We start from the raw sequence: 22,592 nt of genomic DNA, 5'->3' as shown, positions 1-22,592 counted from the left end.
ATTCCGTTGCAGTGCCGGATGCGGCAGGCTCGGTAGCTTCGATCAACGAGGCTTCGAGCGCACGATGCAGACATGGCACCCCAGCAATCCGGTTGAACGTCGCCTGATGGCGGTGCATGAGGATTGGCTGTGTTTTCGCAATAACGCACGCGCATCTCTTCTCTACTGGCAGGCAAACGGAGCCGACCTGCGCATGGTGGAGGTCTATGTTCAGCGGCAGCGCATGCTGTCGAATGCGGTGCTGCAACTGACCTCGCGCTTCGATCACGCGGATCAATACGCTCGGGCGCTCGCTCAGGAAATCATCGCGTTCTACGAAGCCAGGCGCGAAGGTGCGCGCGCAAATGGCGTCGCCGCCGACTGGCATGCGCCGGACCCGCAAGGCGAGACGCCGACCGCCTATCTACTCGCACTCACACGCAGCTTGTTGCGGCATCATCCGGACGTGTTTCCGGAACTGGTGTTGATGCTCGAACCGGTGCAGGTCAGCAAGCCGAATGCTTTCGAGCGATGGTTGAACGATCTGCTCGATGGCATCGAGCGCGACGCATGGCAAGCGGGGCGCGTGCGCTTCGTGTTGACCGGCACCGACGCCGATGCGTTTGCCTGGCTGCGTCAGCGCAGGCCTGAGCAAATGGTCGTGGTGCAAGGGCACTACGGCATGGAATCGCTGCCGCGTGAACTGCTTGTCGAATCGGATCAGCGCGGCCCGCAAGGTGACTTCCAGCGCTTGTTCGTGGGATTGAGCGAAGCGCTCGGAAAGGACGATGCCGTGCGGCTCGAGTCCTTGCGTGCCGAGGCACTGGCCATCGCGAGCAAACAAAGCTGGTTCGATCAGAGTGTGACCGTGCATCTGATCGCGGGCGCTGCGTATCTGAAATGGAATGAATCTGGTCTTGCGCTCGATGCGTACGAACAGGCCACGCAAGCCGCGCGTCAGGCGTTGAACGCCGGGCATGCGGCAGGCAACAAGCTGGCGGTCAACAGCCTGTTCGGTGAGGCGAGCGTTCACTGGATGCAGCGCAAGTACGCCCGCGCCGCCGAGCGCTACGAACAGGCTGCTTCGTTTGCCCAAGCCGAGCAGGACGGCATTCTTTGCGTCGAAGCGTGGCGGATGGTCGGCGAGTGCATGAATCAGATGCGTCGTCAGGAAGATGCATTGGAGGCGAACTTCCGGGCCCTTGATTTCGGACTGTGGATCGATCCGGCACTGCGCGCGAACAGCAACGTACAGCATGTCGCGCAGCAGGCGCTTGGGCGTGTCGGCATGTGGCACAAGCGGCGGGGCGAGTTGACTTCCCGACTCATGGCCCTGTACGGCGAGAACTGGCCTGAAACCATCAAGCCATTGCCGCCCGAGGTCATCGCGCAGCGCATCGATAGCATCAAGGAACAAGCTTAGTGGGCATGCTGGCGGTCACGCACCTGACGCCCGTCGTCGGCGTGGACGTGCATCTGATTCAGACGCCTGCGGGCGTCGTCTTGCCGCTGCCGCATCCGCACGTGGGCTTCGTGCTCGATCCGATGGAATACCTGTCGACGCTGCCGGAAGGCGTCGGCAGCATGGTGTCGATGGGGATGATGGCGATGAGTGCGGGAGCCATCGTCAAGCTTGGGATGCGCAGTGTGAGCGCGGCGGCGGTCGCGGCGGGCGCGATGGCCGCTGCGGTGACTGCCGGCGGTGGCGGTGGTCGGATCTGGATCAACGGCCTGATGCGCTCGACCGCCGGCACGCAGACCATGCATCTGCCTGGGCTGCATTTTCCGATCGGCGGTGTCTTTACTGGCTCTGATGCGCCCAAGCCCGCGGGTAACGGCGAGGCCTTCCTCGGCAGCATGACCGTGCAGGCCAACGGTGATCCTATGGCCTATGCGGTGCTGCCCGCGCTGACCTGCTGGTTCACGGGCATGCTTTCGCTGTCACACAACAGTGAGCACACCCGGCGTGGAAGCATGTCGCTGCCGACTTCGGTGATGCTGCCGATTCCGGCATCCCGTCCGGTGCTGGTGGGCGGTCCGCCCGTGCCCAGTATCGCGGCGCTCGCCGGCATGGCGATGCGTGCAGTCTTCTCGCACGGTCTGTCCAAACCGTCGCGTGCCTGCCACGTGTCCAGAGCGATTCAGGATCGCGTGGGCAACGGACGATGGGGCAACTTCGTCAGACTCGTCGCTCAATGGGTCTTTGGCGAACCGGTCAACGGCATCACGGGTGAGGTCGTGGTGCAGCAGCACGATTTCACCGTGCCGGGACGGCTGCCGCTCGTGTGGAACCGTCGTTACGCAAGTCACGACACCCGTCTGGGCGCAGTGGGCTGCGGCTGGCAATCGCCCGCTGATATCCGCATCGAACTCTTCGAGCACGATGGGGAAATTGGCAGCATTGTCTGCTTCCCTGACAAATGGGTGTCCTTCGATCAGATGCCAGCGGATGAAGGCTGGGGTGCGCGCATCATCGAAGGCATAGGCAGCTATGCGCTCTATCTCGATGGCACGCGGTTGATCGTGCGAAGTCGGGAAGGCATCGAACACCGCTTCGCGATGCCCGAGCAATGGCGCGATCAGGCGCTTGCCGCCAGTCCGCAGCAACCGCTCCAGTCGTGGCTTACGCAATTCAATGATCTGAACGGCAATGCGTGGCGTATCGAGTTACCCAGTGAAGGCGCACTGCGCTTCATCGAATGGTCGAGCGATGCCGCGACGGGGCGCCTCGTGCACTGCGCTGCGGGCGATGTGCCCGGCTGCATCGGCAGGGTGACATTGCACGATGCACAAGGCCAACGCTGGCCGCTGGTGCGCTATGAGCAGAATGCGCGCAGCGATCTGATCGCGGTCCACGATGCGCTCGATCATCCCTACAGCTTCGGCTATGCCGGCGAGCACGTCATGGTGCGGCATACGGATCGCAATGGTCTGTCGTTTTACTACTCGCATCAAATGCATGACGACGGTCTGTGGCGCGTCGATCACGCATGGGGCGATGGCGGTCTTTATGACTATCGCTTCGACTATGACCTGACCTATCGCGAAACGCGTATTACCGATTCGCTCGGCGGACTCATGCGCCTGCAATGCGATCAACGCGGGTTGCCGGTCATGCTGATCGATCAGTTGGGTGGCATGTCCAGTTATCGCTATGACGGGCTGGGACGCACGGTTGCAGCAGTGGACCCTGCAGGAAACAGGACCACGTGGGAATACGATCTGTGCGGCAATCTGCTGACGCACACGTTGCCGAATCGTAGCGCGACGCGCACGGAGTACGACGACAATCTGCGGCCTATCGCCATTACTGATCCGGAAGGCGGCCAGTGGAAGCAGGCATGGGACACGCGCGGTAATCTCGTTGCGCAGACTACGCCCTCGGGCCTTGTCACCGCATTCGCTTATGACCCACGCGGTCAATTGATTCGGGTGCGCAACGCCGCCCAACAGGTCACGACCCTCGACTATGACCCGTTGGGTTATCTGGTGGGATTGACCGATCCGCTCGGACGCACCACGCGATTGAAGCACGACGCGCGCGGCAAGCTGATCGAACGGCAATCGCCGGGCGAGGAAGCCGCCACCTATAAATGGGACGCCAAGGGGCGACTCGTGGCCCGTACTTCGCCGGGTTACGTGTTTTGCGCATACGACGCCGAAGACAACCTCACGCAGTACACCGATGAAGCGGGCCATATCACGCGTTTCAGCTTCTTTGGACAGGGCCAGTTGGCGAGCCGCATCGACGCCAATGGCAATGTCACCCACTATCGCTACAACACGGAAGAGCAACTGGTCGGCGTGACCAATGAGCGAGGAGAAACGTGGCATCTGAAGCGCGATGCGGTGGGACGGCTGATCGAGGAAATCGGCTACGACAAGCGCTCGCGCCGCTACGCCTACGATCCGGCGGGGCATCTGACGCAGAGTATCGATCCGTTGGGGCAGGTGCTGACGGTGACGTGCGATCCGTTGGGGCGCATCGTACGGCGTGCGGTTGCAGGCAGCGATCAAAGCGAAGCGTTCGCGTACGACAAACGCGGCCAGTTGATCCGCGCAAGCAATACAAACGGCATAGTCAAGCGCGCCTATGACCCCGATGGGCAACTGCTGATGGAGCTGCAACAGCACGTCGACGCGACGGGAACGCTCGCGTATGCCTACGACGGGGCCGGGCGTCTGACTGAGCAGACGCGCAAGCTGCAAACAGCCGATTCCGTGTTCGAGCAGACGCTCACGTACACGTATGACGCGCTGGGCGCGCCGCAATCCATCCAGATCGACGACAACGAGCCAATCCGCTTCACGCGCAATATTGCGGGACGGCTGGCTCGTACACAGTTCACCGGAAGCCTCGAACACGTCTACGAATATGACCACGCAGGACGCCTGGCGCGTCATGCAACCCGCCGCGCCGGCGTGCACGACGACGACACGCACTTCCGCTATGACATCAGCGGCAATTTGATTGAACGCCGCGACAGCCGCTCCGGTAGCGATCAATTCAGCTATGACCCGCTCGGGCGTATTGTGGCGCACACAGATCCGGTCGGGTGGCTGAAGTATTTCGCCTACGACGCCCACGGAGACCGCTTCAAGGTCGTATGCGACGACGACCGCGGGCGAGAACTACACCACAACGATGGCGCGCGCTGGCTACTGGATGCGGCGGGCCAACTGGTGATCCGCCAGGGCGGCGGACAGGGTGTGCAGCGCTTCGAGTGGGATGCGTTCGGGAGCTTGGTGGGCTTCGAGAACACGCACAACGAGCGCTGGGCGTATCGCTATGACGCGCTGGGACGGCGCATCGGCAAGCGGGCGACCGAGGCGTGGCATGGAAAACATAGCCAGCACGGTTCACCAACGTGGTTCCTGTGGGACGGCGATGCGATGGCGGGTGAGGTACGGCGCGCTGCGAACAAACAGGACTCAGCACGCTTCTATGCCTATCACCTGGGCAGCTTCGAGCCCTTGGCGATGCAGACAAAGTCCGCCTCATCGAAGCATCTTTACTTCTACCAGAACGACCCGAACGGCGCGCCGGTATGCCTGCGCAACGCAGACGGCGAGATCATATGGGAGGTACACTACGGCGTCACGGGTAGGGTCGATCATGTCGGGACGCAGCGCATCGAGCAGCCGATCCGGTTGCAGGGCCAGTACTTCGACGAAGAGTCGGAGTTGCATTACAACCGGCACAGATACTTCGATTCCCAAACCGGCAGTTTCATATCGCAAGACCCGATTGGATTGCTTGGCGGGACGAATCCTTACCAATTCGCGCCGAACCCGCTCGGGTGGATCGATCCGCTTGGGCTTGCATGTGGTGATGCAGTCGAGAGGCTTCCCGCATTACGTGGATGGTCTGTTGGGAGAATCCAGCAGATGTTGCAGGACGCTGGATTTATCCGAACGAATCCGTTGAATCCTCGGAATCAGCGCTGGCGTCATTCGGATGGATCAGAGGTCCAAATACATGCCTATGGAAATGCGCAAAGTGGACCGCATAAATCTGGAAACAACGCCCATGCCCACAAATCTGTAGGAAAACACGGCGAGCCGGGAACGACTGAACTTGCAGACGATGGGCTGACTGTTGTAACGCAGTACTCAGCTGCGGCTCATATAGGACTTCGAAACCCACAGGATTTTCCTGCTGTTTCAGGACGAAATCATGGAGATTAGCCTTGTCTGCTGAATTGTTCTTATCCTTCCATGATGTGCACTGGTATGCAGAGCATAGGAAAGATATTGAACGTCAAATACAAATCCTTCCTACATTCCTTGATCAGAAGGATTCTGTCTACCGGATGCGTGGAACTGAGGAAAACGGCCAGCTGAAGTGGAACTATGATGTCCGCATATTTTTTAAGGAAGAAAATATCTTCCTGGAGGTTGGTGCTCACCCCCCAAGCATCGAGATTGATCTCAAATTTTTATTCGACTGGATGAGATCTGAAACAGCAATCTTCATCCTCGATGAGGACGGAGAGGAGTCCAAGTGGTAAAAGCAAATAGATCCCGACCAGTAAATTGTTACAGTAGTAACCTATTCTTGATCCATTAGTCGTCAGTCGACTGCGCTCAACATTGAATCCCACGCGCTGCGGTGACCTGACGCCGGCGTATTCGAACTGTGGTGCAGCAATCACCTCGCCAAGCTTGCATTAAGGCGGAAAAGTCCAAGCCGTCAGGAGGGGGCGGTGCCTCCCCCGCGATTTGCACATCAATCATTCACCGACAGCTGCTCGCACCCGCGCGACATCGACGCTGATCCGGCTTCATGCACCCCACTTGGCGCAGTTCCTGCCCTACCTCTCCTGGTGTTCTGTCGGGCATCGACCCCGCGACCCTGCCGAGCAAGGGAGCGGCGGGTTTTGCACGTCCGGACTAACCAACCCTACCGCCCGCACGCGGTGCACACGCGCGCCAACATGGCGCGCAATGCGCCGCACCGGTGACGGATACAAATCAACCGCCCGCAAGCAAACCGAAAAAAGAACCGCCCAAGGACCAACCCCTTGAACAACCGCGCCTACGAAACCAGCCCGTCCCAATGCTCGCGCTGGAACCGCAAGCAAACACGCCTGCGCCCGGAAGCGCGGCGTGTGCTGCTTGCCTTGCCGGAACGCGTACTGGGCGCCTCGCTGGTGTCGCTGTTCGAGTTGAAGGGTTTTCCGTCGCAACTGGCGCTGGACGCCGCCACGGTCAAACACAGCATCGCCGAATGGCGTCCGCACGTGCTGTTGCTGGACACGCGCGTCGGCGGCAGCGCCAACTACGCGCTCGTGCGCGAACTCCGCACGGCCGCCGACGACGCAGACCGCCTGATCGTCGCGATGAGCGGCTTCCTCCCGGAGGAGCCCATCGCGCTGCTCAAGGAAGCGGGTTACGACGGCCACTGCCGCCGTCCGTGTCCGGTGTGGCAGATGACCGATCTGCTCGACGAATACTTCGCCTGTCACGCCGTGCGTTGATGGCTGGCCGCATCGCACGCGCATACCCCGACGGTCCGAACACGCCACTGAGCGCCAGCATCGCGACGAGGCTCGCGGACAGCATCATCCACGTCATCGAGAAGCCCCCGCTCAGATCGCGCACGACGCCCGCCACGACCGGAGCCAGCGCCGCGATCACGAAGCCCACGCCCTGCACGAAAGCGACGAGCCGCGCGGCGAGCGCGTGATCGTCGGCGTGATCGAGCGTCAGGACAAGGGACAGCGCGAACACGCCGCCCAGTCCGCCGCCCATCAGCGCAACCGCCGCGACGGGCGCGGCAAGCGGTGCGAGCAGCAGCAACGCGAAGCCGCCCAACTGCGCGATGAGCCCCAGCGCAAGCCACGGCCGACGATCCTTCGCATGCCCGAACCAGTGTCCGAAGCGCGCGGCGGCCATCGGCAGGAGCAGTGCCGATGACGCCTGGAAAACGGTCAGCAGCGCGAGCAGCGCGCCGCTTGCGCTCACGCTTTGGCCGAGTTGCTGGTAATACGCGGGCATCCATGCGACGAGACTGGTATATCCGCCATTGACGAGCCCGAAGAAGACGCCGAGCGTCCACGCGCGGCGGTTCAGAAAGAGCGACGGCGCCGCCGCGGGATGCTGCGTCGAGGCAGGGCGCGGCAACGCATCAACGCGCATCAGCATCAGCCAGACGGCCAGCGCGACGAGCGCGGGAAGCGCCCAGACCGCGAGCCCGTCCTGCCACGACACGCGTGACGCCACGCCCGGCGTGATGCTTGCGCCGAGCCCGCCGCCCGCCATGATCGAGGCGGAATAGAGACCCATCGCAAACGGCAGGCGCGCAGCAAAACGCGTCTTCATGACGCCCGGCAAGAGCGCCTGGATCACCGCGACGCCCGTACCCGCGACCGCCGCGCTGACGATCAGCGCCGTCGCGTTGCCCGCGAACCAGCGTCCCGCGCAAGCCGCCGCGATCGCAACCAGCCCGAGCGCCACGCCGCGCGCGTTGCCGACCGCCCGGGCGAGCGCGCTCGCGCCGAATGCGCACACGCCCATCGCCACGACCGGCAAGCCGGTGAGCAGCGACGCCCCGCGAAACGACAGTCCCGTCGCAGGCAGGATCACGCTCATCAGCGGGCTGATCGAGGTGAGCAGCGGCCGCAGGTTCAGGCCGATCACGACGATCACCACGAGCCACGCGAGGTCCGGCGTGCGCGGCTTCATTGCGCAATGCATGTCGATGTTTCCATGGGGCAGCCCTCGGTGAATCGTTCGTTTGGTTGACCATTTTATCAATTTTTGGTCAACCAAATATGCGCATGGGCTGATACAGCGGATTCGTGCGCCGGCGCAAGCACTCGTTACAATGCAGGACAATCCAGGCATCGAAGGCACATCGCAGGCACCATGGCCGCAAGCACTACCCAACCGGAAACAGATCCCGCCGCGAATCCGCCCGCGCCCGAGACACGCGTCCACGCGGCGATCACCTCCGCGCTGCTGCAGGGCAAGCTCGCGCCGGGCGCGCAACTGGTCGAGCGCGAATTGGCCGCCGCCTTTGGCTGCACGCGCGGCACGATCCGCAAGGTGCTGGCGCGCCTCGGCGCGGAAGGCAAGCTGACGTTGGAAGTGAACCGCGGCGCGTTCGTGCCGTCGCCGACGGTGGCCGATATCCGCGCGGCCTATCGCGCGCGGCAGGTGGTGGAGGCGGGCATCGTCGCATCGCTGTGCGGCGCGCTGGGCACCCAGGCGAAGCGCGCGCTGCGCGCTCACGTCAAGGCCGAGCAGCGGGCGGTGAAGGCGGGCAGCGTGGAAGAATGCGTGCGTCTTGCGGGGTGCTTCCACGTGCTGCTGGCGGAACTCGCGAACGCGCCCGAGGTGCAGGCGTTCCTGTCGAAGCTGGTCGCGAAGACCGAGCTGTACAAGGCGCTGTTCGATCCGTCGAAGGTGTCCAACTGCGCATCGGACGAACACGAGCAGCTCGTCGATGCCCTCGAAGCCGGCAATCTGGAAGCAGCGCTCGCGACGATGCGTCTGCATATCGACGAGCTCGAATCGCGCGTGCTTGCGCAGGCCGGGACCGCGCGCGGCAACGATCTGGCGACGCTCTTCGCGGGCGCCTGACACGGAGCGCATCGCGCTGCCAAGCAAAAAACGCAACGGGCCGCGGTCAAACGACCGCGGCCCGTTTCATTACAACGCTGCTAAAAGGCTTACTGCGAGAAGTCGAGCGCGTTGGTCAGGTCGCCCATCTTCGCTGCACCGTTCGCCGTCAACGCAGCGTCACGCGAGGTCAGGCCCGGCAGCGACGGCAGGTTGAAGCGCTTGGTGATGAAGCGCAGGATCGACGTCGTGTCGTATTGCGTGTGATCGACGAAGCCCTTCTTCGAATACGGCGACACGATCAGCGCCGGAATGCGCGTGCCCGGACCCCAGCGGTCGCCCTTCGGCGGCGCGACGTGATCCCAGAAGCCGCCGTTCTCGTCGTAGGTCACGACGACGACCATGTTCTTCCACTGCGGGCTCTTCTGCAGATGGCTGATCAGGTCGGCGATGTGCTGGTCGCCCGACGCCACGTCGGTATAACCGGCGTGCTCGTTCAGGTTGCCCTGCGGCTTGTAGAACGACACTTGCGGCAGCGTGCCCGCGTCGATCGCCTTGATGAACTCGGCACCGCTGGTGCCGCCGTCCAGCAAGTGCTGCGTGCGGTTGGTCGTGCCCGGCGCGAGGTCGGCGAAGTAGTTGAACGGCTGATGGTGGGTCTGGAAGTCAGGCACCACGTTGACCGCGCCATTGATGACCGAACGGTCCGCCAGCGCCGCGCCCCACGAACCGCCGTACCACGCCCAGCTCACGTTGGCCTTGTTCAGCAGATCGCCGATGTGCTGCTGCGTCTGCGGCGGCAGCGTCGTTGCTGCGGTCGGATCCGCGAGGTTTGCGTCGCCGCCTGCAGCCGGCTTGTTGCCGCTCGGCTGATACGGCGGCTGCATCGTGTTGACCGCGTAGAAGTCGGGCGTCAGGTTGCCCGAGTTCACGAACAGGCCCGACGTGTTGGCATCGAGCGCCGAGCCCGCGGCCTTCGCCAGTTTCAACGACACGCCGTCCGGATTCACCGACGAGATCGAGCCCTTCGCCACGCTCGTGTCCGCATTCGGGTAGACCGGCGTACAGGCGCAGATCAGCCACTGGTGGTTCAGGAACGAACCGCCGAACGCGCCCATGAAGAAGTTGTCCGCCAGCGTGTATTGCTGTGCGATCTTGTAGAGCGGCAGCTTCTCAGGCGGCGTGTCGTAGTGACCCATCACCAGCGCGCCCGAATCGCCCCAGGCAACGAACTTGTCGTTCTTGCCGCCGTCGATCTGCATCTGGTTCTCATAGAAGCGGTGATACAGATCCCGCGTCGTCACGTTGAGCGCCGTGTTGAAGCCCTTCGGATCATCGATCGCGAAGGGTGCGTTCGGCAGGTTCGTCGTCATCGCCGCGGTGATTGCCGGCGTCACGCCCGTCGCCGTCAGGCCGGTCCAGATCGTCGGCAGCGTCGCCAGCACGCTGCCGTCGCGGTCGAGCTGCTGCGAGTTCGCCGTCGTCACGTTCTGCAGGCCGTTCGCGCCCGGGAAGTGGCCGTACAGGTTGTCGAAGCTGCGGTTCTCCGCATAGATCACCACGACGTTCTTCACCGAGGAAATGTCGTCGTGATGGTCATCGCCGCCGCAAGCGTAGAGGCCGAATGCAACGGTGGCCGCCAGCGGCACCGCGCATACGAGTTTCTTGTTCATTGAGGAATCTCTCTTGTGTTGGGGACCGGCGCGTGACGCAAGCTTGGTCAGTTTTGAAAGCCTTTGCCCGCCGGCGTGCGCAGTGTGGCAAGTCGTTTTGACGTGAACATGTAATAAGGCTTTCGGTTGCGTAATCTGCAATGAATAAATTTCGGGTGGAGACGCAGGCGCAACAGGGGAGACAGCGCTGTCACATGAAAGACACACGTTGGACATACGCTTCGGCATCTTTCAAATTCGCTTTTCCAAGCCCATGTCTTCGATGCGTTTGCCTTTCGTTCTCTGTTCACTCGCCCTTGCCGCATTGTCCGCGGCGCTCAGCGGCTGCGATTCCCATGCAGCCGACATCAACACGGGCACGAACGCGGCAGCCGCCAGTTCAGGCAAGGGCGCACAAGCGGGCGCCGTCGTCAAAGTCGCGGCGCAACCCCAGTCGCGCGCCGAAGTCTTCGCCCACGTCAAGCAGATGACCGCGCTCGGCGAGAAGCTGTTCTTCGATCCCTCGCTGTCCGGCTCGGGCAAGCTCGCCTGCGCGTCGTGTCACAGCCCGCAGCACGCGTTCGGTCCGCCCAATGCGCTCTCGGTGCAGCTGGGCGGCAGCGACATGCACCAGACGGGCATTCGCGCGGTGCCCTCGCTCAAGTATCTGCAGAGCGTGCCGGCCTTCACGCGGCACTTCCACGATTCGGACGACGAAGGCGACGAAAGCGTCGATGCCGGTCCCACCGGCGGCCTCACCTGGGACGGCCGCGTGGATCACGGCGCGGATCAGGCGCGCATTCCGCTGTTGTCGTCGTTCGAAATGGGCAGCACGCCGGCGAAGGTCGCGGCGGCGGTGAAGGCCTCGCCTTATGCGGACGCATTCCGCCAGGCCTTCGGCGCCGATGTCTTCCAGAACGATGAGCGGGCCTTCGCCGCGGTGCTGGTCGCGCTGGAGACCTTCGAGCAGAGCCCCGAGCGCTTCTATCCGTACACGAGCAAGTACGACGCGTTCCTCGCCGGCCGCGCGAAGCTCAACGACGCCGAGATGCGCGGCCTGCAACTCTTCAACGACGAGAGCAAGGGCAACTGCGCGGCCTGTCACATCAGCACGCGCGCGAAGGACGGCTCGCCGCCGCAGTTCAGCGACTTCGGTCTGATCGCGCTCGGCGTACCGCGCAATCGCGCATTGCCGATCAACCGCAACCCGAAGTATCACGATCTCGGCGCGTGCGGCCTGGAACGCACCGATCTCAAAGGACAGGACGAGTACTGCGGCATCTTCCGCACGCCGTCGCTGCGCAACGTCGCGACGCGCAAGACCTTCTTCCACAACGGCATCTATCACAAGCTCGACGACGTGGTGCGCTTCTACGTCGAGCGCGATACGAATCCGGAAAAGTTCTATCCGGTGTCGAAGACGGGCGCGGTGCAGAAGTTCGACGACCTGCCGAAGAAGTACTGGGACAACATCAACACCGAGCCGCCTTTCGACCGCAAGAAGGGCGACAAGCCGGCGCTCGACGAAGCCGAGATCAAGGATGTCGTGGCGTTCCTCGGCACACTGACCGACGGCTACGATCCCGCGAAGGACAAGGACTCGCAGAAGGGGACGGGCATCGGCGAGATGAAGTCGGTGTCGAACTGAGCGGCGGGCCGGGCCTCGATCCAGCGCACCAGCGCACTATCCCGCCCCGTGCGGCGGCTGAACGCCGCGCATCATGCTATTCTCGTTGCGGCCCGCTCTCGCGGGCTGACGTTGGTGTATCGCCGTTGCCGCTGTGGTTGCACGTGTGCGTGGACGTGCAGGCGGCCATACTCATCCGCGACGAGGAGAACCCAATGCCGAATCCATCCCGAGCCACGGCTCGCGTGCCGCTCCTGACGAGCCTGACGCTGGCGGCCGCATGCATCATCGCAAGCGGCACGGCACAAGCCGCCAACCTCGGCTTCCTGAACAACACGCCGATCACCTACATGAAGCAGCGCGACCTGCAGGCGCTCAACAAAGCCGCGCAGAAGGCGCTGGAGACCAAGCAGGACGGCGAATCGCTCGACTGGGACAACAAGGGCGCCGGCAATACGGTGCCGATCAACGGCACGGTGACGCCGCAGAGCAGCTTCGAGTCCGACGGCATGAAGTGCCGCAAGATCGAACTGGTCGCGCACGCGAAAGGGCAGACCCAGACCTGGACGCCGACCGCCTGCAAGGCCAGCGACGGCAAGTGGAAGCTGAAGAAGCAGTGAAGGCGCGATGAACCGGGCAAGCAGAAGAACAAACCGAAGCGTAATTATCCGATGACCCACCGCACCGTGTCATGCGGCGTGGTCATGCTGAACGCGCAGGGCGACGTGCTGCTGTGCCACGCCACCGAAACCACGCACTGGGACGTGCCCAAGGGCGCGTCCGATCCCGGCGAGAGCCCGCGCGAGGCCGCGTTGCGCGAGCTCGTCGAGGAAACCGGCATCGTGCTGGCGCCGGAGCGGCTGAAGGATCTCGGGCGCTTTCTGTATCGCCGCGACAAGGACCTGCATCTGTTTGCCGTGCGCGTCGGCGACGACGAGGTGCAGCTCGAAAACTGCGTGTGCGAATCGTACTTTCCGCGCTACAGCGACGGCACGATGATCCCCGAAATGGATGCGTACCGCTGGGTCAGTCCGGCTGATGTCGACCGCTTCGCAAGCCGCAGCCTCGCGCGTCTGTTCCAGACCACGCTGTCGCTCGCGGACCTGCACGAGACGCTTTGATCAGTCGAGTATGCGGTCGTTGGGATGCTCGAAGAGCAGCTTCATTTCCGGCGACATCGGGAACTGGAGGTTCACGCCGTCCGGGGGAATCGGGCTCATGAACCAGGTGTCATAGAGCTTGGCCGCTTCGCCGGAGCGCTGCATGCCGGCGATCACGTCGTCGACGATCTTCTTGAACACCGGATCGCCCTTTCTCATCATGCAGCCATAGGCCTCGTTCGCCAGCGACGCGCCGGTCACGAGATACTCGCCGCGCGCATTGCCTTCCTGCGCGATCTTGCCGTACAGCAGCGGGTCGTCCATGACGAAGGCCACGGCGCGGTCGGAGCGCAGCGCGGCGAAGGCCTCGGCGTGATCGCGCGCGCTGATGATGCGCAGGTTCAGCTTCCGGTCGATGCTCATCTGCCGCAGCATGCGTTCATCGGACGTGCCGGCGGTGGTCGCGACCGTCTTGTTGGCGAGATCGGTGTAATCGCGGATGCCCGACTTCTTCTTCACCGCCATGCGGATGCCGTACTGGAAGAAGCTGTTCGAGAACGCCACCAGCGGTTCGCGGTCGGCGACATGCGCGGTGGAGCCGCATTCCAGGTCGACCTGGTTGTTCACCACGTACGAGATGCGGTTGGCCGAAGTAACCATCACGTTCTTCACCGCGAGGTTCGGCATGTCGAGCCGCTTCCTCAGTTCATCGACGATCCTGAGCGCGATCGCATACGAGTAGCCCACCGGCTGCTGCCTGACCGTGTACGAAAACGGCACCGACGACTCGCGCGTGCCCAGCACGATCGCGCCATTCTCGGCGATCTTGCGCAGCGTGGCGGAAGGCGGCAGCTGGTCCACGGCGGCGTTGGCGCGGGTCGTCTCCGCGGTGCTCGTGGCCTGCGCGCGGGCGCAGGCGAGCAGGATCAGGCAGGCGAGGGCGGCGCTTCGATGCGCCCGGAACCCGGGCGCGAAGGCATGCGGCAGCTTCATGATGTCCTCGTAAGAAGCGGCGTGCGACGACTGGAACCGGCTACAGCAGCGCCGCGTGGCCGCGCGGCGCTTTATATACTTTTTCTCCAAGAGGCGAGCCCGTCAGGCCGGCTTGCCCCAGCTGTCGCGCAGGCTGACGATGCGGTTGAACACCGGCTTGCCCGGCTGCGAATCCACGCGGTCCGCGACGAAATAGCCATGCCGTTCGAACTGGAAGCGGTCTTCGGCGTTGGCATCGCGCGCGCTCGGTTCGAGGTACGCGTTCACCACGCGCTTCGAGTCCGGATTGAGCGCGTCCGAGAACTCCGCGCCGCCCGCGCCGGGCTGCGGCTCCTTGAACAGGCGATCGTAGAGACGCACTTCGGCCGCGTACGCGGTCGCCGCGCTGACCCAGTGGATCGTGCCCTTGACCTTGTAGTTGTTCGCGCCTTCGGTGCCCGAGCGGCTGTCCGGGAAGTAGTTGCAGTGCACGGCGGTCACGTTGCCGTGCTCGTCCTTGTCCGCGCCCGTGCACTCCACCACGAAGCCGTATTTCAGGCGCACCTTGTTGCCCGGGAAGAGCCGGAAATAGCCCTTCGGCGGCGTTTCCTGGAAGTCCTCGCGCTCGATCCACAGCTCACGCGAGAACGGGAACGAGCGCACGCCGCGCTCCGGATGATGCGGATGCACCGGCGCGCTGCATGCTTCGCTCTGGCCTTCCGGATAGTTGTCGATGATCAGCTTGAGCGGGTCGAGCACGGCGATCGCGCGCGGGGCTTTCTCGTCGAGATCGTCGCGCAGCGCGCCTTCCAGCACGCTCATGTCGATCCACGAATCCACCTTGGTCACGCCGACGCGCTCCACCATCAGCCGGATGCTTTCCGGCGTGAAGCCGCGCCGCCGCACGCCGACGATGGTCGGCATGCGCGGATCGTCCCAGCCCTCGACGTGATTCTCCTGCACGAGTTGCAGCAGCTTGCGCTTGCTGGTGATCGCGTAGGTCAGGTTCAGGCGCGAGAACTCGATCTGTTGCGGCAGCGGGCGCTGGAACACGCCGTCGTCGGCGAGCTGCGCGAGGAACCAGTCGTACAGCGGACGGTGATCCTCGAACTCCAGCGTGCACAGCGAGTGCGTGATGTTCTCGATCGCATCCGAGACGCAGTGCGCGTAGTCGTACATCGGGTAGATGCACCAGGTGTCGCCGGTCCGGTAGTGATGCGCGAAACGGATGCGGTAGATCACCGGGTCGCGCATGTTGAAGTTCGGCGAGGCCATGTCGATCTTCGCGCGCAGCACGTGCTCGCCTTCCTTGAACTCGCCCGCCTTCATGCGGCGGAACAGGTCGAGGTTCTCGTCGGGCGTGCGGTCGCGGTACGGCGAATTGATGCCGGCCTCGGTGGCCGAGCCGCGCGTGGCGCGCATCTCTTCGGCGGTCTGGCTGTCGACATACGCCTGGCCCTTCTTGATGAGCATCTCGGCGTATTCGTACAGCTTGTCGTAGTAGTCGCTCGCGAAATACTTGTGCTCGCGGCCGTCCTTGTTCCATTCGAAGCCGAGCCATTCGACGGCGTCGATGATGGAATCCACGTACTCGACGCTTTCCTTCTCCGGATTCGTGTCGTCGAAGCGCAGATGGCACACGCCGCCGTATTGCGCGGCAAGGCCGAAGTTCACGCAGATGCTCTTCGCATGGCCGATATGCAGATAGCCGTTCGGCTCGGGCGGAAAGCGCGTCTCGACCCGCTGCGACCATTTGCCGGAGCGGTTGTCGTCTTCGATGATGTTGCGAATGAAATTGGAGGGGGCCGGGGCGTCGTTGCGATCGGTGTTCATGCGAAAAAGAGTGCCAGCGGATGCGCTCGCGCGCGTGAAACGGTTCGGGAAGCGTTCCCGCGAGACGGGCAGGGACGCGTACGAATGCCTTGAAGATGGGGTCGATTCTACCTTACGCAACCGCTGGCTTCCGGCGATGCGTGCGGGCTGCGTCGGGCCTGCGTGGTCGACGCCCGCTGCCTTGCGTGCCCGCGAGTTTCGTTACACCGATTACGGCATGCAGCGCGCTTCGTAACCGCCGTAACCGGACGTAAATCGCGTTGAAAGGTGTTCTTGCGGGCTTTTATGATCGGCTCGACTGCATGCAGCACGGCGCCCCGCGACGTACTGGGGCAGACAACGACAACACATCACAACGACAACACAAGGAAGATGATCATGAAACGGATCCTCGTCACGACTCTCAAGCTGGCTGCCGCAACAGCGCTCATTTCGAGCCTCGCGGCTTGCGCCGTCTCGCGCCAGCAGGCCCACGCGGGCGTGGGCGCCGCAGCGGGCGGCGCGCTCGGCTATCTGGTCACGGGCGGGCCGATCGGCACGGTCGCGGGCGCGGCGGCGGGTGGCGTGATCGGCGCGGGCGTGCGCTGATTCACGGGCGCCGCTCCTGATCAGATCGTCTTCGACGCCCGCAACGCCGCGATCCGCGCCTCGTCATAGCCGAGCAGTTCGGCCAGCACGCCTTCCGTGTGCTCGCCGAGCAGCGGCGGATGCGAGCGCGCCTCGGGCGGCGTCGCGCTCATCTTGATCGGGCTCGCGACCAGCTTCACCGTGCCGCCGCTCGGATGCGGCAGATCGATCTGCATCCGGCGCGCCAGGACCTGCGGGTCCTCGAACACTTCGCCGAGATCGTTGATCGGCCCGCACGGCACGCCGGCTTCCTCCAGCTGCGCGATCCACTCATGCTTGCCCTGACGCTGCACCATGTCGGCGAGCAGGGGCACGAGCACTTCGCGATTGCGCACGCGCGACGGATTGGCCGCGAAGCGCGGGTCGTCGGCGAGATGGGCGCAGCCGCCCGCCTCGACGAACTTGCGGAACTGCCCGTCGTTGCCCACCGCCACGATGATCCAGCCGTCGCTGGTCTGGAACGTCTGGTACGGCACAATGTTCGGGTGCGCATTGCCCCAGCGCACCGGCGGCTTGCCGCTCGCGAGGAAGTTAGTGTTCATGTTGGCGAGCATCGCGACCTGCACGTCGAGCAGCGCCATGTCGATGTACTGCCCCTCGCCGGTGCGGTCGCGATGCGCGAGCGCCGTGAGCACGCCGACGGTCGCATACATGCCGGTCATCAGGTCGGCGATCGCCACGCCCGCCTTTTGCGGACCGCCGCCCGGCTGGCCGTCGCGCTCGCCGGTGATGCTCATGAAGCCGCCGATCCCCTGCACGATGAAGTCATAGCCCGCCCGCTGCGCGTAGGGCCCGGACTGGCCGAAGCCCGTGATGGAGCAATAGACCAGGTCCGGCTTGACGGCCTTCAGCGATTCATAGTCGAGCCCGTACTTCTTCAACTGGCCGGCCTTGTAGTTCTCCAGCACGACATCGCTTTGCGCGGCCAGTTCGCGCACGATGCGCTGGCCTTCGGGCGTCGCGATGTCGACGGTCACCGAACGCTTGTTGCGGTTCGCCGCGAGATAGTACGCGGCCTCGCGGGTGTCCTCGCCGGCGGGCGTCCGGAGATAGGGCGGGCCCCACTGGCGGGTGTCGTCGCCGGTTTCCGGCCGTTCGATCTTGATGACATCGGCGCCGAAATCGGCGAGGGTCTGCGCGCACCACGGTCCCGCCAGCACGCGGGTCAGGTCCAGCACGCGGATATGGCTCAAGGCTCCCATTCGTCTGCTCGCTTCCTCTTGTTCGTGGCTCTGGTGCCTTTAGTGGCTTCAGTAACAACAGCGGCGGGCGTCCTGCGGCGCCGGCCGGCGGTTTCGCGACTGTCGCACAGAACCGCGTCGCGCGCGATACCGAAGGCGCGATAAACGCGTCAAGGAAGCGGTGGCGCGGGCCTGCGTCGGCGCGCCGCCCGCCCGGCCGGACGCGGCGAATCCCGTATAATCGACAATCACCCTCGCCACGCCGGCCGGGCTTGCCGTCGATTCATGCGCAAGCCGCCCGCGGGCACCATCAAAGAACCGAAGACACGCCCCGTACGCTATGAAAGCCGCCGAAATACGCGAGAAATTCCTGAAGTTTTTCGAATCGAAGGGCCACACGATCGTGCGTTCGTCGAGCCTCGTGCCCGGCAACGACCCGACGCTGCTCTTCACCAATTCGGGCATGGTCCAGTTCAAGGACGTCTTTCTGGGCGCCGAGTCGCGGCCGTACTCGCGTGCCACTACCGCGCAGCGCAGCGTGCGCGCGGGCGGCAAGCACAACGACCTGGAGAACGTCGGCTACACGGCGCGGCACCATACGTTCTTCGAGATGCTGGGCAATTTCTCGTTCGGCGATTATTTCAAGCGCGACGCCATCCATTACTGCTGGGAGCTGCTGACCAAGGTCTACGCGCTGCCGGCGGAAAAGCTCACCGTCACGGTCTATCAGGAAGACGACGAAGCCTTCGACATCTGGGCGAAGGAAATCGGCGTGCCGGTCGAGCGCATCATCCGCATCGGCGACAACAAGGGCGCGCGCTACGCCTCCGACAACTTCTGGCAGATGGCCGACACCGGCCCGTGCGGCCCGTGCTCCGAAGTGTTCTACGACCACGGCCCGGAGATCTGGGGCGGCCCGCCGGGATCGCCGGAAGAAGACGGCGACCGCTTCATCGAGATCTGGAATCTCGTGTTCATGCAGTTCAACCGCGACGCGCAGGGCAACATGACGCCGCTGCCCAAGCAGTGCGTCGATACCGGCATGGGCCTCGAGCGCCTCGCCGCCGTGCTGCAGCACGTGCACAGCAACTACGAAATCGATCTCTTCCAGACCCTCATCAAGGCCGCGGCGCGTGAAACGGCCACGGCGGATCTGGAGAACAACTCGCTGAAGGTCATCGCGGACCACATCCGCGCGTGCTCGTTCCTGATCGTCGACGGCGTGATTCCCGGCAACGAAGGCCGCGGCTACGTGCTGCGCCGGATCGTGCGCCGCGCGATCCGCCATGGCTACAAGCTCGGCCGCAAGGGCGCGTTCTTCCACAAGCTGGTGGCGGACCTGGTCGCGGAAATGGGCGCGGCCTATCCGGAACTCGCGGACGCGCAGCAGCGCGTCACCGACGTCCTGCGCCAGGAGGAAGAGCGTTTCTTCGAGACCATCGAGAACGGCATGTCGATCCTCGAGGGCGAGCTCGCCGAACTGGACAAGAAGGGCGTGAAGCAGCTGGGCGGCGAACTCGCGTTCAAGCTGCACGATACCTACGGCTTCCCGCTCGACCTGACGGCGGACGTGTGCCGCGAGCGCGGCGTGACGGTGGACGAACCCGCATTCGACGACGCCATGGCGCGCCAGCGCGACCAGGCGCGCGCGGCGGGCAAGTTCAAGCTGGCGGCGGGCCTCGAATACTCGGGCGCGAAATCCACGTTTCACGGCTACGAGAAGGAAATCTTCGACGACGCGAAGGTGCTCGCGCTGTATGTGGACGGCGTGACCGTGAACGAGGCGCAGCCTGGCCAGCAGGCGGTCGTGGTGCTGGATCACACGCCGTTCTATGCGGAGTCCGGCGGCCAGGTCGGCGACCAGGGCGTGCTGGCGAACGCCAGCGTGCGCTTTGCCGTTGTGGACACGCTGAAGGTGCAGGCGGATGTCGTCGGCCATCACGGCACGGTGGAGCAGGGCACGCTGAAGGTAGGCGACGTCGTGAAGGCGGAAATCGACGCCATCCGCCGCGCCCGCACCGCGCGCAACCACTCGGCCACCCACCTGATGCACAAGGCGTTGCGCGACGTGCTGGGCGGCCACGTGCAGCAGAAGGGCTCGCTCGTCGATGCCGACAAGACGCGCTTCGACTTCGCGCACAACGCGCCGATGACGGACGACGAAATCCGTCGCGTCGAGCAGATCGTCAACAACGAAATCATCGCGAACGCGCCGGGCGTGGTGCGCGTGATGGGCTATGAAGACGCGGTGAAGGGCGGCGCGATGGCGCTGTTCGGAGAAAAGTACGGCGACACGGTGCGCGTGCTCGACCTCGGCTTCTCGCGCGAACTCTGCGGCGGCACGCACGTGCAGCGTACCGGCGACATCGGCTTCTTCAAGATCGTGGTGGAAGGCGGCGTGGCGGCGGGCATTCGCCGCGTGGAAGCGATCACCGGCGACAACGCCGTGCGCTACGTGCAGGAACTCGACCAGCGCATCAACGCGGCGGCCAGCGTGCTGAAGGCGCAGCCGGCGGAACTGACGCAGCGCATCGCGCAGGTGCAGGAGCACGTGAAGACGCTGGAAAAGGAACTGGGCGCGCTGAAGTCGAAGCTGGCGGCGAGCCAGGGCGACGAACTGGTGTCGCAGGCGGTCGACGTGGCGGGCGTGCAGGTGCTCGCGGCGCAGCTCGAAGGCGCCGACGTGAAGACGCTGCGCGAAACCGTCGACAAGCTGAAGGACAAGCTCAAGCATGCGGCGATCGTGCTGGCTTCGGTGGACGGCGGCAAGGTCAGCCTGATCGCAGGCGTGACGCCGGATGCGTCGAAGAAGGTCAAGGCGGGCGAACTCGTCAACTTCGTCGCGCAGCAGGTGGGCGGCAAGGGCGGTGGCCGTCCCGACATGGCCCAGGCAGGCGGCACCGAGCCGGCCAAGCTGCCGGCCGCGCTCGCCGGCGTGACGGGATGGGTGCAGCAGCAGCTCTGAGCGTTTTCCGGCACTCGCAAGGAACGGCCCGATCGCTTCGGATCGGGCCGTTTTTTACTACAGCCTGTCAGGCACATCGTGTGCAATACCTCCAGGGTTCACAACAACCCAAGGGAGACACACGATGAATCGCACATTCGCATCGATCGTTCTGGCTTCGGCCATGCTGGCTGCCGCCGGTGCCGCTCAGGCAAAGGGCTGTATCGAAGGCGCGGCGGTGGGCGGCGTGGCGGGGCATGTCGCCGGCAAGCACGGCACGGCGGGCGCCGTGGGTGGTTGCGCCATTGGCCATCATGAGGCCAGCAAGAAGGAAAAGAAGGCGCAGGAAGCCAACGCGGCCAGCGCGCCGAACAGCAAGTAAGTCTCTTGCCGCAGGGCTTCGGGCGGCGCGTCTGACGCATCGGACGCGCCGCCGCGCCAAGCCGCTAGAATGGCCGGATCGCCGGGCGCCGTGTATTCGCGCGCCCGTTCATCACGATCACGGCCCTTCGCTTCCCATGACAGCGCCCACGGACACGATTCAGCATTTCGCCTCGGACAATTACGCGGGCATCTGCCCCGAAGCGCTCCAGGCGCTCATCCAGGCCAACAACAGCGGTCACGAACCCGCCTATGGCGACGATTCCTGGACCACGCAGGTCTGCGACCGCATCCGCGACCTGTTCCAGACCGACTGCGAAGTGTTCTTCGTCTTCAACGGCACGGCAGCGAATTCGCTCGCGCTGGCGTCGCTGTGCCAGTCGTATCACTCGGTGATCTGCCACGAACTTGCACATATCGAAACCGACGAATGCGGCGGCCCGGAGTTCTTCTCCGGCGGCTCGAAGCTGCTCACGGCGCAGGGCGCGAACGGCAAGCTCACGCCCGATGCGATCGAGGAGATCGTCACGCGCCGCGCCGACATCCACTATCCGAAGCCGAAGGTCGTCGCGCTGACGCAGGCGACGGAAGTCGGCACCGTCTACACCGTCGAGGAGATCCGCGCGATTGCGGCGATCGCCAAGCGGCGGCACCTGAAGGTCCACATGGACGGCGCGCGCTTCGCGAATGCGGTGGCAAGCCTGAATGTGCATCCCTCGGAGATCACGTGGCGCGCGGGCGTCGACGTGCTGTGCTTCGGCGGCACGAAGAACGGCCTGCCGGTGGGGGAAGCGGTGGTGTTCTTCGACCGCGCGCTCGCTGCCGATTTCGCGTATCGCCTGAAGCAGGCGGGACAGCTCGCCTCGAAGATGCGCTTCATTTCCGCGCCGTGGCTCGGCCTGCTCGACGACGACGTCTGGCTGCGCAATGCGCGTCACGCCAACGCGATGGCGCAGCGGATGGCCGCGCGTCTCGCCGACCTTCCAAGCGTGAAGCTGATGTTCGAACCCAAAGCCAACGCGGTCTTCGCCGAATTGCCGGCGCAGGTTGCCACGGCGTTGCGCGCGAAGGGCTGGCGCTTCTATCAGTTCATCGGTTCGGGTGGATGCCGCCTGATGTGCGCGTGGGATACGCGCGAAGAGACGGTCGATCGTTTCACCGATGAGGTCCGCGCGCTGTGCCTGGGCGCTGCAAGCTAGCCTCGAACCCCTTTGCCGCGCCGGATTGACA

Annotated in this window: 17 protein-coding genes; 12 read left to right on the top strand and 5 right to left on the bottom strand. The window is 64.2% G+C overall.

What is annotated here, in order from left to right:
- Nucleotides 1-64: 64 nt before the first annotated feature.
- The 4 genes from QCE69_RS09475 (at nt 65) to QCE69_RS09460 (ending at nt 6,959) form a co-directional block, all read left to right on the top strand.
- Nucleotides 65-1,402, top strand: a complete 1,338-nt coding sequence (locus QCE69_RS09475) for a hypothetical protein (RefSeq protein WP_309930432.1) — start codon at nt 65-67, stop codon at nt 1,400-1,402.
- Nucleotides 1,403-1,407: 5 nt separating this feature from the next.
- A complete protein-coding gene (locus QCE69_RS09470; RefSeq protein WP_309930431.1) occupies nt 1,408-5,667 on the top strand; it encodes an RHS repeat-associated core domain-containing protein in 4,260 nt (1,419 codons plus the stop codon).
- Between the two features lie 2 nt (nt 5,668-5,669).
- Nucleotides 5,670-5,990 (top strand): hypothetical protein, encoded by a 321-nt coding sequence (locus QCE69_RS09465; RefSeq protein WP_309930430.1) that lies wholly within the window; start codon nt 5,670-5,672, stop codon nt 5,988-5,990.
- Nucleotides 5,991-6,503: 513 nt separating this feature from the next.
- Nucleotides 6,504-6,959: a hypothetical protein gene (locus QCE69_RS09460; protein ID WP_309930429.1), complete on the top strand. Its 456-nt coding sequence runs from the start codon at nt 6,504-6,506 to the stop codon at nt 6,957-6,959.
- Here the strand turns inward: QCE69_RS09460 and QCE69_RS09455 are convergent.
- Nucleotides 6,859-8,166, bottom strand: coding sequence for a cyanate transporter (locus QCE69_RS09455; protein ID WP_309930427.1), 1,308 nt, complete (start codon nt 8,164-8,166; stop codon nt 6,859-6,861). The two genes, QCE69_RS09460 and QCE69_RS09455, sit on opposite strands and share 101 nt — an antisense overlap.
- A gap of 183 nt (nt 8,167-8,349) precedes the next feature.
- Between QCE69_RS09455 and QCE69_RS09450 the strand changes: the two genes are divergently transcribed.
- Nucleotides 8,350-9,066: a GntR family transcriptional regulator gene (locus tag QCE69_RS09450; protein WP_309917256.1), complete on the top strand. Its 717-nt coding sequence runs from the start codon at nt 8,350-8,352 to the stop codon at nt 9,064-9,066.
- An 89-nt stretch (nt 9,067-9,155) separates the two neighbouring features.
- On the opposite strand, the gene QCE69_RS09445 is transcribed toward QCE69_RS09450, so the two are convergent.
- Nucleotides 9,156-10,718, bottom strand: coding sequence for an acid phosphatase (locus tag QCE69_RS09445; protein ID WP_309917253.1), 1,563 nt, complete (start codon nt 10,716-10,718; stop codon nt 9,156-9,158).
- Between the two features lie 253 nt (nt 10,719-10,971).
- Here QCE69_RS09445 and QCE69_RS09440 point away from each other — a divergent pair, with 253 nt between their 5' ends.
- From QCE69_RS09440 to QCE69_RS09430, 3 genes are all read left to right on the top strand, one after another.
- On the top strand, nt 10,972-12,345 hold the full coding sequence (locus QCE69_RS09440) for a cytochrome c peroxidase (protein ID WP_309930425.1): 1,374 nt from the start codon (nt 10,972-10,974) through the stop codon (nt 12,343-12,345).
- Between the two features lie 194 nt (nt 12,346-12,539).
- A complete protein-coding gene (locus QCE69_RS09435; protein WP_309930423.1) occupies nt 12,540-12,944 on the top strand; it encodes an RT0821/Lpp0805 family surface protein in 405 nt (134 codons plus the stop codon).
- A 51-nt stretch (nt 12,945-12,995) separates the two neighbouring features.
- Complete coding sequence (locus QCE69_RS09430; RefSeq protein ID WP_309808998.1) at nt 12,996-13,445, top strand: NUDIX hydrolase; 450 nt, start codon at nt 12,996-12,998, stop codon at nt 13,443-13,445.
- On the opposite strand, the gene QCE69_RS09425 is transcribed toward QCE69_RS09430, so the two are convergent.
- Both QCE69_RS09425 and QCE69_RS09420 read right to left on the bottom strand, forming a co-directional pair.
- Nucleotides 13,446-14,417, bottom strand: coding sequence for a transporter substrate-binding domain-containing protein (locus QCE69_RS09425; RefSeq protein ID WP_309930422.1), 972 nt, complete (start codon nt 14,415-14,417; stop codon nt 13,446-13,448).
- Nucleotides 14,418-14,519: 102 nt separating this feature from the next.
- A complete protein-coding gene (locus QCE69_RS09420) occupies nt 14,520-16,229 on the bottom strand; it encodes a glutamine--tRNA ligase/YqeY domain fusion protein (RefSeq protein WP_309930420.1) in 1,710 nt (569 codons plus the stop codon).
- Between the two features lie 378 nt (nt 16,230-16,607).
- Between QCE69_RS09420 and QCE69_RS09415 the strand changes: the two genes are divergently transcribed.
- The gene (locus tag QCE69_RS09415) at nt 16,608-16,817 is read left to right on the top strand and encodes an ornithine carbamoyltransferase (protein WP_309930419.1); all 210 of its coding nucleotides are present in this window, start codon (nt 16,608-16,610) and stop codon (nt 16,815-16,817) included.
- 20 nt (nt 16,818-16,837) lie between these two features.
- Here QCE69_RS09415 and QCE69_RS09410 read toward each other — a convergent pair whose 3' ends face one another.
- Nucleotides 16,838-18,058 carry a CaiB/BaiF CoA-transferase family protein gene (locus QCE69_RS09410; RefSeq protein ID WP_309917243.1) on the bottom strand — a complete coding sequence of 407 codons (1,221 nt, stop codon included), beginning with the start codon at nt 18,056-18,058 and terminating at the stop codon, nt 16,838-16,840.
- Between the two features lie 319 nt (nt 18,059-18,377).
- Between QCE69_RS09410 and alaS the strand changes: the two genes are divergently transcribed.
- The 3 genes from alaS to QCE69_RS09395 all read left to right on the top strand — a co-directional run bounded on the left by alaS (nt 18,378) and on the right by QCE69_RS09395 (nt 22,561).
- A complete protein-coding gene (gene alaS / locus QCE69_RS09405; RefSeq protein WP_309930417.1) occupies nt 18,378-21,002 on the top strand; it encodes an alanine--tRNA ligase in 2,625 nt (874 codons plus the stop codon).
- A gap of 124 nt (nt 21,003-21,126) precedes the next feature.
- On the top strand, nt 21,127-21,363 hold the full coding sequence (locus QCE69_RS09400; RefSeq protein ID WP_309917238.1) for a hypothetical protein: 237 nt from the start codon (nt 21,127-21,129) through the stop codon (nt 21,361-21,363).
- Nucleotides 21,364-21,520: 157 nt separating this feature from the next.
- Nucleotides 21,521-22,561: a low specificity L-threonine aldolase gene (locus tag QCE69_RS09395; protein WP_309931617.1), complete on the top strand. Its 1,041-nt coding sequence runs from the start codon at nt 21,521-21,523 to the stop codon at nt 22,559-22,561.
- Nucleotides 22,562-22,592 lie beyond the last annotated feature (31 nt).

Source organism: Caballeronia sp. LZ032, assembly GCF_031451315.1.
In the GTDB taxonomy this organism is placed as follows: domain Bacteria; phylum Pseudomonadota; class Gammaproteobacteria; order Burkholderiales; family Burkholderiaceae; genus Caballeronia.
The sequence above is the reverse complement of the archived record's forward strand: the minus strand, read 5'-3'. Positions and strand labels throughout refer to the sequence as shown.

Coding starts and splice junctions, on each gene's coding strand:
- QCE69_RS09475 (WP_309930432.1), top strand. CDS start 65: ATGCAGACATGGCACCCCAGCAATCCGGTTGAACGTCGCCTGATGGCG.
- QCE69_RS09470 (WP_309930431.1), top strand. CDS start 1,408: ATGCTGGCGGTCACGCACCTGACGCCCGTCGTCGGCGTGGACGTGCAT.
- QCE69_RS09455 (WP_309930427.1), bottom strand. CDS start 8,166: ATGAAGCCGCGCACGCCGGACCTCGCGTGGCTCGTGGTGATCGTCGTG.
- QCE69_RS09450 (WP_309917256.1), top strand. CDS start 8,350: ATGGCCGCAAGCACTACCCAACCGGAAACAGATCCCGCCGCGAATCCG.
- QCE69_RS09445 (WP_309917253.1), bottom strand. CDS start 10,718: ATGAACAAGAAACTCGTATGCGCGGTGCCGCTGGCGGCCACCGTTGCA.
- QCE69_RS09440 (WP_309930425.1), top strand. CDS start 10,972: ATGTCTTCGATGCGTTTGCCTTTCGTTCTCTGTTCACTCGCCCTTGCC.
- QCE69_RS09435 (WP_309930423.1), top strand. CDS start 12,540: ATGCCGAATCCATCCCGAGCCACGGCTCGCGTGCCGCTCCTGACGAGC.
- QCE69_RS09430 (WP_309808998.1), top strand. CDS start 12,996: ATGACCCACCGCACCGTGTCATGCGGCGTGGTCATGCTGAACGCGCAG.
- QCE69_RS09425 (WP_309930422.1), bottom strand. CDS start 14,417: ATGAAGCTGCCGCATGCCTTCGCGCCCGGGTTCCGGGCGCATCGAAGC.
- QCE69_RS09420 (WP_309930420.1), bottom strand. CDS start 16,229: ATGAACACCGATCGCAACGACGCCCCGGCCCCCTCCAATTTCATTCGC.
- QCE69_RS09415 (WP_309930419.1), top strand. CDS start 16,608: ATGAAACGGATCCTCGTCACGACTCTCAAGCTGGCTGCCGCAACAGCG.
- QCE69_RS09410 (WP_309917243.1), bottom strand. CDS start 18,058: ATGGGAGCCTTGAGCCATATCCGCGTGCTGGACCTGACCCGCGTGCTG.
- alaS (WP_309930417.1), top strand. CDS start 18,378: ATGAAAGCCGCCGAAATACGCGAGAAATTCCTGAAGTTTTTCGAATCG.
- QCE69_RS09400 (WP_309917238.1), top strand. CDS start 21,127: ATGAATCGCACATTCGCATCGATCGTTCTGGCTTCGGCCATGCTGGCT.